The 14038-nt window shown below is 56.4% G+C and carries 10 protein-coding genes and 1 pseudogene; all 11 read right to left on the bottom strand.

Going from position 1 to position 14038, the window contains the following annotated elements; all coding sequences use genetic code 11:
• Positions 1 to 7: 7 nt before the first annotated feature.
• The 11 genes and pseudogenes from dnaE to ispU all read right to left on the bottom strand — a co-directional run bounded on the left by dnaE (position 8) and on the right by ispU (position 13807).
• Entirely contained in the window at positions 8 to 3490 is a 3483-nt protein-coding gene (gene dnaE / locus GTU79_RS05175; protein WP_203522662.1) for a DNA polymerase III subunit alpha, read from the bottom strand.
• A 131-nt stretch (positions 3491 to 3621) separates the two neighbouring features.
• Positions 3622 to 4216, bottom strand: a pseudogene (rnhB, locus tag GTU79_RS05170) (ribonuclease HII).
• Complete coding sequence (lpxB, locus tag GTU79_RS05165; protein ID WP_203522663.1) at positions 4213 to 5361, bottom strand: lipid-A-disaccharide synthase; 1149 nt, start codon at positions 5359 to 5361, stop codon at positions 4213 to 4215. The pseudogene rnhB and the gene lpxB overlap by 4 nt, the downstream one beginning before the upstream one ends.
• Before the next feature lie 2 nt (positions 5362 to 5363).
• Complete coding sequence (gene lpxA, locus GTU79_RS05160; RefSeq protein ID WP_203522664.1) at positions 5364 to 6152, bottom strand: acyl-ACP--UDP-N-acetylglucosamine O-acyltransferase; 789 nt, start codon at positions 6150 to 6152, stop codon at positions 5364 to 5366.
• Positions 6153 to 6156: 4 nt separating this feature from the next.
• Complete coding sequence (gene fabZ, locus GTU79_RS05155; protein WP_132923221.1) at positions 6157 to 6612, bottom strand: 3-hydroxyacyl-ACP dehydratase FabZ; 456 nt, start codon at positions 6610 to 6612, stop codon at positions 6157 to 6159.
• Between the two features lie 148 nt (positions 6613 to 6760).
• Complete coding sequence (gene lpxD, locus GTU79_RS05150; RefSeq protein ID WP_132923222.1) at positions 6761 to 7783, bottom strand: UDP-3-O-(3-hydroxymyristoyl)glucosamine N-acyltransferase; 1023 nt, start codon at positions 7781 to 7783, stop codon at positions 6761 to 6763.
• A gap of 3 nt (positions 7784 to 7786) precedes the next feature.
• The gene (gene skp, locus GTU79_RS05145; RefSeq protein WP_132923223.1) at positions 7787 to 8284 is read right to left on the bottom strand and encodes a molecular chaperone Skp; all 498 of its coding nucleotides are present in this window, start codon (positions 8282 to 8284) and stop codon (positions 7787 to 7789) included.
• A gap of 55 nt (positions 8285 to 8339) precedes the next feature.
• Positions 8340 to 10766 carry an outer membrane protein assembly factor BamA gene (gene bamA, locus GTU79_RS05140; RefSeq protein ID WP_203522665.1) on the bottom strand — a complete coding sequence of 809 codons (2427 nt, stop codon included), beginning with the start codon at positions 10764 to 10766 and terminating at the stop codon, positions 8340 to 8342.
• Positions 10767 to 10802: 36 nt separating this feature from the next.
• Positions 10803 to 12158 (bottom strand): sigma E protease regulator RseP, encoded by a 1356-nt coding sequence (gene rseP / locus GTU79_RS05135; RefSeq protein WP_203522666.1) that lies wholly within the window; start codon positions 12156 to 12158, stop codon positions 10803 to 10805.
• A 20-nt stretch (positions 12159 to 12178) separates the two neighbouring features.
• Positions 12179 to 13036, bottom strand: a complete 858-nt coding sequence (cdsA, locus tag GTU79_RS05130; RefSeq protein WP_132923226.1) for a phosphatidate cytidylyltransferase — start codon at positions 13034 to 13036, stop codon at positions 12179 to 12181.
• 9 nt (positions 13037 to 13045) lie between these two features.
• Positions 13046 to 13807, bottom strand: coding sequence for a (2E,6E)-farnesyl-diphosphate-specific ditrans,polycis-undecaprenyl-diphosphate synthase (ispU, locus tag GTU79_RS05125; protein ID WP_203522667.1), 762 nt, complete (start codon positions 13805 to 13807; stop codon positions 13046 to 13048).
• Positions 13808 to 14038: the final 231 nt, after the last annotated feature.

The following is a 14038-nucleotide window of genomic DNA, read 5'->3' as shown; positions in this document are numbered from 1 at the left end:
TCCTATATTAGTCAAATTCCAGTTCCACCTGCTCGTTGCCCACCAGAGTACGCAAATCATTCAGCAATCGGTCGGTCGGCGTGACACGCCATGTCGCGCCAAACCTTAACCTGGCACGAGCATCTTCACGTTGGTAATAAAGATGCACTGGAATCGTCCCCGATCGATGCGGTTCCAACGATAGGCGGAGACGGTTTAAAAGCTGGTCATCAATTTGCCTGTCGGTCAGCGATATAGCAAGCCCGCGGGCATATTTTTCACGCGCTTCGCTGATATCCATCAGTTCGCGGGCAGTCATTTTAAGGCCGCCGTTAAAGTCGTCAAAGCTGACCTGTCCCTGAGCTATCAGGATACGGTCTTTTTCCAGCAAATGCTGATATTTTTCCAAGGCATCGGTGAACAGCATGACATCCAAACGCCCGGAACGGTCGTCCAGGGTACAAACGCCGATGCGGTTGCCCCGTTTGGTCACCATGACACGGGCCGACAGCACCAGTCCCACCGCAGTGACCATTTTACCACGGTCGGTGGGATGCATATCCTTCAGGCGCAGGCCGCCGCCATAGCGCTCGATTTCCTTCAGATAGCGTGTGATGGGATGGCCGGTGAGGTAAAGCCCCAGGGTCTCCCGTTCACCGTCCAGCACCACATGTTCCGGCCAGGGCGGTACTGTACTGTAGGACGCTTCCACCGCTTCCGGCGCCTCAGCCAATACGCCGAACATATCCCCCTGCCCGATGGCTTCGGCTTTGGAGTGCTGCTCGGCTGCTTTCAGGGCATCCCCCAGGGAATTCATCAATGCCGCGCGATGGGGACCAAGCCGGTCGAAGGCGCCGGACATGATGAGTTTCTCCAACATCCGGCGGTTAAGCTTTTTAATGTCGGTGCGGGCGCACAGATCAAACAGCTCTTTGAAATGGCCGTCCTGGTTGCGGGCGTCGATAATGGCCTCGATCGGCCCTTCCCCCACCCCTTTGATGGCGCCGATGCCATAGACGATTTCCCCTTCGTCGTTGACGTGGAAATGGTACAGCCCGCTGTTGATGTCCGGCGGCAATACCTTGAGTCCCATGCGCCAGCATTCGTCCACCAGTCCCACCACCTTTTCCGTATTGTCCATATCGGCGGTCATGACCGCCGCCATGAACTCGGCCGGATAGTGCGCCTTTAGCCATAGCGTCTGGTAGGAAACCAGCGCATAGGCGGCGGAGTGGGATTTGTTAAAACCATAACCGGCGAACTTTTCCACCAGATCGAAGATATGCATCGCCAGTTCGCCGTCGACGCCGATACTTTCCGCCCCGGCCTTGAACACCGATCGCTGCTTGGCCATCTCCTCCGGTTTCTTTTTACCCATGGCCCGGCGCAGCATATCCGCTCCCCCAAGGGTATATCCCGCCAGCACTTGGGCGATCTGCATCACCTGTTCCTGGTACAGGATAATGCCGTAGGTGGGCTCCAGTACCGGGCGCAGGGATTCGTGCTGCCATTCTATATCCGGATAGGAGAGCGCTTCGCGGCCGTGCTTACGGTCGATAAAGTTATCCACCATGCCGGACTGCAGCGGTCCGGGACGGAACAACGCCACCAGGGCTATCATGTCTTCAAAGCAGTCAGGCTGCAGGCGCTTGATAAGATCCTTCATGCCGCGGGATTCCAGTTGGAATACCGCGGTGGTTTCCGAACGCTGCAGCATGTCGAAGCTTTTTTTATCATCCAGCGGAATGGCGGCGATATCCACCGGCGGCATGCCCTGCTTGCCGCGCCGGGCGTTGATCATCTCTAACGCCCAGTTGATGATGGTCAGGGTACGCAGGCCCAGGAAGTCAAACTTCACCAGCCCGGTATATTCCACATCGTTTTTATCAAACTGGGTGACCGGATGATTGCCCTCGGCATCGCAATAAAGCGGCGCGAAATCGGTAATCTTGGTGGGGGAGATCACCACGCCGCCGGCATGTTTACCGGCGTTGCGGGTGACCCCCTCCAGCTTGCGCGCCATATCGATGAGCGCCTTGACCTCTTCGTCGGCGTCATAAATGGCCTGCAGCTGCGGCTCGGCGACAAAAGCCTTTTCCAGCGTCATGCCCGGATCGGGAGGCACCAGTTTAGAGATGCGGTCCACAAAACCGTAAGGATGGCCCAGCACCCGGCCGACGTCGCGGATAACCGCCTTGGCCGCCATGGTGCCGAAGGTGATAATCTGGGAAACCGCGTCCCGCCCGTAGGTTTCCGCCACGTGATCTATCACCAGATCCCGCTTCTCCATGCAAAAATCCACATCGAAGTCAGGCATGGAGACACGTTCGGGATTCAGGAACCGTTCAAACAGCAAATCGAACGCCAGGGGATCCAGATCGGTGATTTTCAGCGAATAGGCCACCACCGATCCGGCGCCCGAGCCGCGTCCCGGACCGACCGGCACGCCGTTATCCTTGGACCACTGGATAAACTCCATCACAATCAGGAAGTAGCCGGGGAACCCCATCTGGTTGATAACCTGCAGTTCCCGCTCCAGCCGCTCGTCATAAGGCGTCCGTTTTTCCAGGCGCTCCTGCGGATCGGGGAACAGAAACGCCAGCCGCTCTTCAAGCCCTTCGTGAGCGCGGGCCACCAGAAAGTCTTCGGTGGACATATCGCCGGTGGGGAACTGCGGCAGAAAATATTCCCCCAGACGGATAGTGACGTTACAGCGCTTGGCGATTTCAACGCTGTTTTCCAGCGCTTCCGGCAGGTCGGCGAACAGCTCGCACATTTGCTCTTCGCTGCGCATAAACTGCTGGGCGCTGTAATGACGCGGCCGTTTGGGGTCGTCCAAAGTAAAGCCGTCATGGATCGCCACGCGGATTTCATGAGCATCGAAATCCTCCTCGGCGATGAAACGCACGTCATTGGTGGCCACCACCGGCAATTTATGTTCAATGGCGACGGCCACCGCGGCGTGCAGATAGGTCTCTTCATCAGGGCGGCCGGTACGTATCAGTTCAAGATAGTATCGATTGGGAAAATACTGCTGATAGAATTCCAGGCACTGCTCCACCTGCGGTTTGTTGCCGCGCAGCAGGAACTTGCCCACGTCGCCTTTGCGGGCTCCTGAGAGCAATAGCAGCCCCTCGTTCCGGTTCATCAGCCAATCCCGGTCGATAACCGGACCGGCGGGCCCATAGCCCCGCTGATAGGCTTCGGAAACCAGCAGCGTCAGGTTTTGATAGCCGGCGTTGTCGGTGGCCAGAATGGTCAGTTCCGCCAGCTCTTCCCCCAGCATGTCGCTTTGCACCAGAACATCCGCGCCGACGATGGGTTTGATACCCGCACCGTGGGCGCTGCCATAAAATTTCACCAGCCCGCACAGGTTGGTGAAATCGGTGATGGCCAGCGCGGGCATGTTGAGGGCCGCGGCTTTTTTAACCAACGGGCCGACTTTCGCCAACCCGTCTATCATGGAGTAATCGCTGTGCACCCGCAGGTGAATGAAACGGGGTTCGGTCATTATCCTGCCACCAAAGGTTGATTATACCCGTCATACTTCAGGTTGCAGGTGCGTTGGCTTTCCTGCACCTTGAATTATTGGGGGTATTTTAATTTATGGGCCTACAAACCGCACGGCATAGTGAAATTTCATCACAGTCCCAGCACCCGCTTCACCGGGCCGAAACTTCGCCGATGATGCGCCGTCGCTCCCAGCAGCGCCAGTTTTTCCAGATGATACGCGGTAGGGTAGCCTTTATGTTGAGCAAAACCGTATTCGGGAAACTCCAGATCCAATTCCGCCATTTCACGGTCTCGCGACACTTTGGCCATAATCGATGCGGCGCTGATTTCCGCCACCAGGTTATCCCCTTTCACCACCGCCAGGGACGGCATGGGCAACAGCGGACAACGATTGCCGTCGATCAGGACATAATCCGGCGTCAGCGGCAACCCCTGTATCGCCCGCTGCATGGCCAGCAGCGTAGCGTGAAAGATGTTCAGCCGATCGATTTCCACCGCTTCGGCGCGGCCCAGGCTCCAGGCCAGGGCCTTGTCGCTGATTTCATCGTAAAGCGCCAGGCGGCGTTTCTCACTGAGTTTTTTTGAATCCGCCAGTCCGCGAATAGGACGGGCGGGATCAAGGATCACCGCGGCGGTCACCACCGCCCCCACCAGCGGGCCGCGTCCCACTTCATCGACGCCCGGCGATGCAGCTGGCTATGGGGTATATAAACAATTCGGTCATCGTTTTATGAATTTCATCACCGCCTGGGCGGCCTGTTCGTCGGCATTGCAGCGAATACTCTGATGCAGCGCCAAAAAGGTTTCTTTCAGCTCCCGGCTGCGGGCGTCGTTGTTCAACAGCGGCAGCAGCGCCGCCGCCAGCTTGTCCGGCACGCACTCTTCCTGGAGCAGTTCTGTCACCAATTCCCGGCCGGCCAACAGATTGGGCAGGGAAACGTAGGGCGTTTTCACCAGCCGGCGGGCCAGCCAGAAGGTCAGCGGTTTCATGCGATAACCCACCACCATCGGGCATTTGGCCAACATGCACTCCAGGGCGGCGGTGCCCGAAGCCAGTAACGCGGCGTCGGCGGCTATCATAGCTTCCCGCGCCAGGCCGTCCAGTAAATGTACCCTAAGATCCGGGGCGACCCGCGCTTTGATTTTTTCGAACTGTTCGCGTCGGCGGGCGTTTACCAGCGGCACCAGAATTTCAAGATCGGGGAAATGGCGGCTGAGCAATTGGGCGGTATGCAGGAAGTCGGCGCTGAGCATCTCCACCTCGGCGCTGCGGCTGCCCGGCAGCAGCGCCAGACAGCGGGCCGCAACGGGAATATCCAGGCTCTGCCGCGCCGCGGCTTTGTCGGGCACCAGGGGCATGGCGTCCGCCAGGGTGTGGCCGATAAACTGGCAGGGGACGTTGAAACGATCGTAGAAAGCTTTCTCAAAAGGCAAAAACGCCAGCACATTGTCGGTAGCGCGGCCGATTTTGAATACCCGCTTCTGGCGCCAGGCCCACACCGAGGGGCTGACGTAATGAATGGTATGAATGCCGCGCCGCTTCAAGCGGCCTTCCAGGGTGATATTAAAATCGGGGGCGTCAATGCCGACAAACACATCCGGCATCAACGCGCTGAAACGCCGGGTCAGGTCACGGCGGATCTTCAGCAAACGCGGCAAGCGTTCCACCACTTCCACCACACCCATCACCGCCAGCTCTTCCATTTCATACCAGGCCTCGCACCCCTCGGCCAGCATGCGCGGCCCGGCCACGCCGACAAAACGGGCGTCGGGCAAGTGCCGCCGGAGGGCACGAATCAATCCCGCGCCGAGGGTATCCCCTGACGCCTCTCCGGCCACCAGGCCGATAACCACGGAAGGCGCGGGCATAATCAGCGGATGATGCCCCGCTGTGAACGGGCAAGGAATTCGGTAAATGCGCCTACCGACGGATGCTCTGCCGCCATCGCCTCGAGTTCCGGCTTGATTTCTTCCAAGGTCTTGCCGCTGCGGTATATCAGTTTGTAGGCGGCCCGAATGGCTTGCAGCGCTTCTTTGTCGAAACCGCGTCGCTTGAGCCCTTCGATATTAAGGCCGAACGGCGTGGCATGGTTGCCCTGGGCTATCAAATAGGGCGGGACGTCCTGGGCGACGCCGGAACATCCCCCCACCATCACATGGGCGCCGATGGAGCAGAACTGATGCACCGCGGTCATGCCGCCGATAATGGCGTAATCATCAATGGAGACATGGCCCCCGAGGGTGGCGTTGTTCGCCAGAATACAGTGATTGGCCACGCGGCAGTCATGGGCGATGTGGGTATTGACCATCAGCAGATTATCATCGCCGACCCGAGTCACTTCACCGCCTTGCACGGTACCGCGATGGATAGTCACGCTTTCGCGGATCCGATTGCGGTTGCCGATTTCCACCCGGGTGGGTTCACCGGCGTATTTCAGGTCCTGATTCACCTCTCCGAGGGTGGCGAACTGATAGATCTGGTTTTCTTCACCGATCCGGGTGATGCCGTTGATGACCACATGGGATTTCAGCACCGTACCGGCACCGATTTCCACTTGCGGACCGACAACACAGAAGGGACCTATGTGAACGCCGGCATGAATTGTGGCACCGTCTTCAACGATGGAGCTGGGATGGATAAAGGCGGATTGATCAATCACGTTATCAGGACTCCCGACGTCGGGCGCACATCATTGACGCTTCGCAGGCAATTTCGCCGTCTACTTTGGCAACTCCCTGAAAACGAGCAACTCCGCGGCGCTCTTTGATAAATTCAACCTCGAGGATCATCTGATCGCCGGGCTGAACCGGACGTTTGAAACGAGCGTTATCCACTGCTGCAAAATAGTATAGTTCACCGGGCTCCAATTTACCGACGCTCTTGAATGCCAGTATTCCCGTAGCCTGAGCCATCGCCTCGAGAATCAGCACGCCGGGGAAAATAGGCTTACCGGGGAAATGCCCCTGAAAAAACGGCTCATTGTATGAGACATTTTTTACCGCGCGCAAAAATTTCCCTTTTTCAAAATCCAGAACGCGATCCACGAGCAGAAATGGAAAGCGGTGGGGCAATAATTCCAATATCTCTTCTATTTCAAGAGTATGTGTGTCAGTAGTCAAAATACTCTTCCTGTCTGAAAAAACGATGGCAGTAACAACACGGCCTGCAATAACCCGATTAAGGGTACGTTAGCAGGCCGCAAATAAAAAATGTTTTCGTCAGGCCTAAGGCCTGAACGCACATTATCAGCTCAGTTGGCGAAGGCGGTTAGTCTTTTGCTGATTTTCGCTCGATAGCTTTTAATCGCTTGCTCATCTCGCTGATATTCATGACCAGCGCTGCGGTCTTTCGCCAAACTTTATTAGGCTGCAATGGAATCCCCGAAGAGTATACGCCGGGTTCGGTGATAGGTCTCATCACCATTCCCATACCGGTGATGGTCACCTTGTCACAAATTTCCATATGGCCGTTAATGACGCTGGCGCCGCCAATCATGCAATAACGACCGATTGTCAGGCTGCCGGCCATGATAACACCGCCGGCTACCGCCGTATTGTCGCCGATAACAACGTTATGTGCGATCTGGCACTGATTATCGATGATGACGCCATTACCTATAACGGTATCATCCAGGGCGCCGCGATCGATGGTGGTACAGGCACCGATTTCAACCCTGTCGCCCACGACAACCGTACCCAACTGGGGAATTTTGATCCAGGTACCGCGATCGTTGGCATAACCGAAACCATCGGCGCCGATAACCGTCCCGGACTGTATCAGGCAGCGTTCGCCGATACGGACTTCATGATATACGGTGACATTGGCCCATAACCTTGTGCCTGTCCCGATTTTGCTATTTTTACCAATAAAGCAGCCCGGGCCGATAACCACGTTATCCCCAAGGATGACGCCGGATTCAATAACCGCATTAGCGCCGACGGCTACCTGTTTGCCCAATCGCGCGTCGGGGGATATGACCGCGCTGGCGGCGATATCTTGTGCCGGAGCCGGCGTGGTATCCATCAGTTGCGCCATGCGGGCATAGGTCAGGTAGGGATTTTTCACTACCAGCGCGGCGCATTGGCAATACGGCAGATCGTCGGCGGAAAGCACTACGGCCGAGGCCTGGGAGGTGGAAAGTTTTTCGCGAAAGCGGCTGTCGGCCAGAAAAGTGATTTGGCCGGCGGTGGCGGAATCCATGGAAGCAATGCCGGTGATGACGATATCGCCATCACCGTGCAATTGTGCATCCAACTGCTGCGCTAAATCAGCAAGTCGAATTGAAGGCATGACTTATTTGACCTGTTTCAACACGTCGGCAGTAATGTCTTGCGAAGCGCCGGCATACGCCACGGCGTTGGTATCGATAACGATATCATAGCCTTGTTTGCTGGCAACGGTTTTCACCGCATCCTGAATACGGCTCAGGATTTTATTGCGTTCTTCTGCCTGACGGCGGCGGTTATCCTGCTCAAAAGCCTGGGCTTTGGCGGAGAAATCTTCACGCTGCGCCATGACGTCTTTTTCCATCCGGCTGCGATCGCTGGCCTTCATGGTAGAACCGTCACGTTGCAGACGTTGCATTTTACTTTGCAGGTCCTTTTCCTGAGCTTGCAGATCCGCAGCGCGGCCCTTGAACTCATTTTCAAGCTGCGCAGCTACAGTAGCGCGCTGAGGCAATTGCTGAAAAATACTCGCAATATTGACGACAGCAATTTTATCAGCAGCTTGCACGCTGGCTGAGGCAGCCAATGCTAATCCGAGGCCCGCGGCATACAACCACTTTTTCACTATAAACTCCTTAACCCTACATGTATGTTTAAAATCATTTCAAATCGACGCAATACTACCACGTTTTACCAATATTAAACTGGAACTGCTCGGCTTTGTCGCCTTCTTGCTTTTTAACCGGCTGGGCATAGGAGAATACCAGCGGCCCCAGCGGGGACATCCACTGCAGGGCAAAACCGCTGGATACGCGGATATTGCCCGGATCGCTGTAGTCCGGCACGCCGGCGGCGCGGGTCTGCGCGGTATTCTGCCAGGCGGTATCCCATACCGTGCCGCTGTCCACGAAGAACGAGGTACGGATGGAGTTGGCGTATTTCGCGCTGACGAACGGCGTCGGCACGATCAGTTCCGCGCTTAACAGCGCCATGGCGTTGCCACCCACCGCGTCGCTGGATTTATCCAACGGGCAGGTGCTGTAGGAGGTGGCCCCGGCGGCGCAATTATAATAAATGGCTTTCGGCCCGATGGTATTGGACCGGAAACCACGCACCGTGGTGGAACCGCCGGCGAAGAAGTTATCGTAGAACGGCACTTCCATGCCGCCCAGGCCATCGGCATAACCGGCGCGGCCCCGGCCCATCAGCACCCAGCTGCCGGAATCGGTGAGCGGCAGGTAGCTGGTGGTGTCGAAGGTCACTTTATAATATTTGTTGTCGGAACCCGGAACGGTAATTTTGCCGTTCAGGCTGGCGGTGGTACCGGACGTCGGGAAGTATCCCCGGTCGAGGTTGTTGAAGCTCCACCCGGTGTTGAAGAAGAAGTCGTCGGTGCTGAAATCGGAGTCGCTGGTTTCATTTTCCCCCACTACGATTGGAGGGTGAATGCCGTTGGAATTCAGATAACGCCACATGGCTATCTGGGGTTCCATGTTCGACAGGTCATTGTGGACATAATTGACGCCCACGTTCAGTGAATTGGTGTCGCTGATGGGGAAGCCCAGCGTAGAGCCGATACCGTAGCTCTTATTGGTATAATCCGACAGATCGGCGTCATCCGCCTTAAAGTCGTTATAGAAAATACGACCGCCCAGGCTCACGCCGTCGACGGTGAAGAACGGATCGGTAAGGGAAAGCTCGGCATAGGTCTGATAGTCGTTCTTGGTACCGCTGATGCCCACCGAATTACCGGTACCCAGCCAGTTGTCCTGCTGTATGCCGAACTGGAAGCTGACGCCGCTCTCGGTGCCGAAACCGATACCGAAGTTGATGCTGCCGGTGTTACGCTCTTTGACTTTGTAAACCACGTCAACCTGGTCATCGGTGCCCGGCACCCGCTGGGTGTCCACATCGACGGTTTCAAAATAGCCGAGCCGGTTCAAACGCTCCTTGCCCTGATCCACCAGGTTGCTGCCCAGCCAGGCGCCTTCCATCTGGCGCATCTGACGGCGCAAGACTTCGTCCTTGGTGATGTCGTTGCCTTCGAACCGTATGCGCCGGACGTAGTAGCGGTTACCCGCGTCGACGTTGATATGGAGCTTCACGGTCTTGGCGGCGTCGTCTATCTCGGGCTGCGTCACCACGCGGGGATAGGCATAGCCGTAGCGACCCAGCAGCTGCTTGATGTCGCTTTCCATTTTGGTGACTTTGGCGCCGCTGTATAAATCGCCGGGTTTAACCGTGGCAATGGCGTCGATTTCAGCGGAATGGCCGGCCAGATTGCCGTTCACCACCGTACCGGCCAGCGTATACTGCGCGCCTTCGGTAATGTTCAGGGTGATGTAGATACCTTTTTTGTCCGGCGTCAGGCTGACCTGGGTGGAATCGATACTAAAGCGCGCATAGCCGCGATCCAGGTAGAAACTGCGCAGGGTTTCAAGGTCGCCCGCCAGCTTTTGCTTCTCGTATTTGCGATCCCCCACCACGTTCCACCACGGCACTTCGTCCCGCAGTTGGAACCGGGATACCAGCTCATCGGTAGTGAAGGCATGGTTGCCGACAATATTGATCTGCTGGATTTTGGCCGACAGGCCTTCGGTAAAGACAAACTTCAAGTCCACCCGGTTTCGAGGCAACGGCGTCACCACGGCTTTCACCGTCGCGCTGTACTTACCGACGCTGTAATAGAAATCCTCAAGCCCCTTCTCGATATTGGAGATGGTGGTGCGATCCAGCGCTTCGCCGACGCGGACCCCTTGGGCGTCAAGATTCTGCTTGAGCTGTTCTTCTTTCACCGCTTTATTGCCGGAAAAGGTGATACTGGCAATGGAGGGGCGCTCCTTGACCTGAACAACCAGCGTATCTCCATCACGCAGCACCCGGACATCCTCAAAGTTTCCGGTGGCGAATAAGGCGCGGATAGTATTGCCGATATCTTCATCACTGGCCGTGTCTCCGACACGTACCGGCATACTGAGTAACGCCGCACCGACGGCGACTCGTTGCAGTCCTTCGAAATGAATGTCCTTCACTACGAACCCGTCTGCACCGTATACGGTGGCGCTGCTAAGAAGCAGCGACGCTATGAGCAACTTTTTCATCGCCATCGTGGTTATGCGTTCTTCCTAACATAATCCCCGGCGCTAGAGCCGGGAGAAATCATTGAAAAGGGCAAGTCCCATTAACAACACCAGCAAAATCGAACCGATGCGGTAACTGAAATCCTGCACTCGCTCGGAAACCGGCCCACCCTTAAGCTTTTCAATCGCCAGGAAGAGCAAGTGACCACCATCTAACACCGGTAACGGGAAAAGATTAATGATACCCAGGTTGACGCTTATCAGCGCCAGGAACATCAGGTAGTACACCAAACCATATTCCGCCGACATCCCCGCGCCCTGGGCTATGGAAATCGGCCCGCTCAGGTTATTCAGCTTCACATCCCCCGTCACCAGTTTACCCAGCATTCCGACGGTCAACTTCATCAGTTGCCAGGTTTTGTCGCCAGCCTGATAAACCGCGGGAATCAGGCCGTACTGGCGTATCGTTTTATACTCCTCGGGCAGCGGTATCACCTGTGGCACCACGCCCGCAAAACCTTCCACCTCGCCTCTACCCACCGTTTTTTCATCGGGAATCAGGGTAATCGGCAACGTTTCTCCCCGCCTTTCTACTTCCAGCAGCAGCGGCTGGCCGGGTTTGTCGCGCACCTGCATGACAAAATCCTGCCAGCGCACCAGCGGACGACTATCGACTTTAACGATCCTGTCGCCTGCTTGCAAACCGGCTTTTTCCGCCGCGGACGCTTTTTGGACTTCCGCCAGCACCGGTTCTATGCGCGGACCGCGGGGAATAATCCCCAGCGCGATAATCGGATCCTGCTTATCCGGCTCGAATTTCCAGTCACGCAAATCGAGCGTTTTTCTCTCCACCTGGGAGGAACCGAACGGGGCAACGCCCACCGTGGCCTGGCTATCGCCTATTTTACCAATCAATTCTAAACGAACCGAATCCCAGTCAGGCGTTTCGATGCCGTCAACCGACTTTAGTTCCATGCCCGGTGAAATTTCCGCCTGCGCGACGATGGAATCAGGGGTGACTTCGCCGATAACCGGACGAAAACTCGGCACACCGATAATAAACACCAGCCAATAGGCAAACACCGCAAAAATAAAATTGGCGATGGGTCCCGCGCTGATAATGGCGGCGCGCTGCCACACCTTTTTATGGTTGAAGGCCTCATGGCGGCGTTCCGGGGGCACGGTATCCACCCGTTCGTCGAGCATTTTTACATATCCCCCCAGGGGGATGGCCGCAATAACATACTCGGTGCCACGGCGATCCGTCCATCGCCACAGGGCGCGGCCAAAACCGATGGAGAAGCGCTCCACCGTGACGCCGCACCGGCGCGCCACCCAGAAATGGCCGAACTCATGCACCGTAATCAATATGCCCAGTGCAATGATAAATGCAGCGAGACTCCAGAGAAAATGCAACATGATAACTCCTGGCCCCTCGATTAAATAGCTCTGAAAATCAGCAGCATCAAACAGGCGAAAACCGGCACCGCGGCGGTCAGGCTATCGATGCGATCCAAAATGCCGCCGTGCCCCGGAATCAATTGGCCGCTGTCCTTGATGCCTGCTTCACGTTTGAACATGCTTTCCGTCAAATCCCCCAGCACCGAGGCCAGCACGGCGATGACCGAGCACAGCAGCAGGCTCAGCGGAGCGGCTTCCAGCGGCGCGTACTTGCCGAACAGCCAGGACAGCACCGCCGAGGTCAGCAGGCCGCCCGCCAGACCCTCCCAGGTTTTGCCGGGGGAAACCCTGGGCGCCAGCTTATGCTTGCCCAACGCCCGGCCGAACAGGTAGGCGCCGGAATCAGCGCCCCAAACCAGCAGCATGACATAGAGCAGCCACCAGGCGCCGATAAAATGATTAAGCGTATACTGATGCTGGCGCAGCGCCAGCATGCCCCAGAAAAAAGGCACGATGGTCAGAATACCGAATAACAGCCGCAGGGTGCTTGAGCGGCGCCACAAAGCCGCGGATTGCGGATAGCACAATACCAGCACCAGGGCGGCCAGCCACCAGACCAGCGAGGCGCTCAACGCGTATTCCACCTGCCAGGCCGAAGTAAAGGGATGGTAATCGGGAATGGTCAGCATCATCAGCGCCAGCAGCAAGCCGCACAAGATTGCCAGCCAGATCCGCTGGCTGCGGGTCGCCAAACCCGCGAACTGCCCCCACTCCCAAGCGGCCAGCATGCATACCGCCAGGGTAACCAGCGCAAATCCCACCGGAGGCAGCAAAAAGAGCGCGGCAATAACAATCGGAATCAAAATAAAGGCGGTAATCAAGCGAGACTTCAGCAAAAATCCCCCCTAGGACGCGTCGGCATCATTAGGTGTTGTTCTCCCGAAACGCCGCTCGCGTTGAGCAAATTCATTCAGCGCACCTTCAAAAACGTTTTCATCAAAATCCGGCCACAGCACATCGGTAAAATAGAGTTCGGCATAGGCTATCTGCCATAACAGAAAATTACTGATGCGGTGTTCGCCGCCGGTACGGATCACCAGATCCACCGGCGACAGTTCGTTTAAGCAGACGTACTGGCACAGCGCATCCTCATCAATCTGGTCCGGACGCAAAATTCCTTCCTGCACTTTTTCAGCCAGCTTTTTCACGCTCTGAATGATATCCCAACGGCCGCCATAATTCGCGGCAATATTTAACGTCAGCCCATCGTTATTGCGCGTTAGCGCCTCGGAGCGACGAATCCGCTCCTGCAGACGAAGGCCGAAACGGCTGGTATCGCCGATAATACGTAAGCGTACGTTATGCTTATGCAGGCTTTTCACTTCGCTGTCCAACGCCCTGACAAACAATTCCATCAGAGCGGAGACTTCCTGCATCGGCCGATTCCAATTCTCGCTGCTGAACGCATAGAGCGTCAGCGCATTGAAATGATGGCTGACAGCGAAGCTGACTGCGCGCCGGACCGATTTCAGTCCCGCTTTATGGCCGAAGACACGTAATTTTCCGCGCTTTTTCGCCCAGCGACCATTGCCATCCATAATGATGGCCACGTGCCGTGGAACGGATGGTAGCGGAACAGTAGCCTCTTGCTGATTTTCGGACGACATAACGCTTACGTATTTCCTCAATAAGAATATACCCGCCATACTTCAAATTGCCGGTGCGTTGACCTTTCCGCAATTCGAATTCTTTTGGGTATTCACCCGTCTTTCCGGAACAAAAGGCCCCGAATATGCAAAAAAACCGTGCGCTTACACGGATCGCTCCTGACCTTTAGCCAGCCAGCCGTCATCCCAGGAGAGAGGTGGCGCTGACTATAACATTTCGACAGCGGCGGA

Source organism: Sodalis ligni (assembly GCF_016865525.2).
In the GTDB taxonomy this organism is placed as follows: Bacteria; Pseudomonadota; Gammaproteobacteria; order Enterobacterales; family Enterobacteriaceae; genus Acerihabitans; species Acerihabitans ligni.
This window is presented reverse-complemented; position numbering and strand designations above follow the sequence as displayed.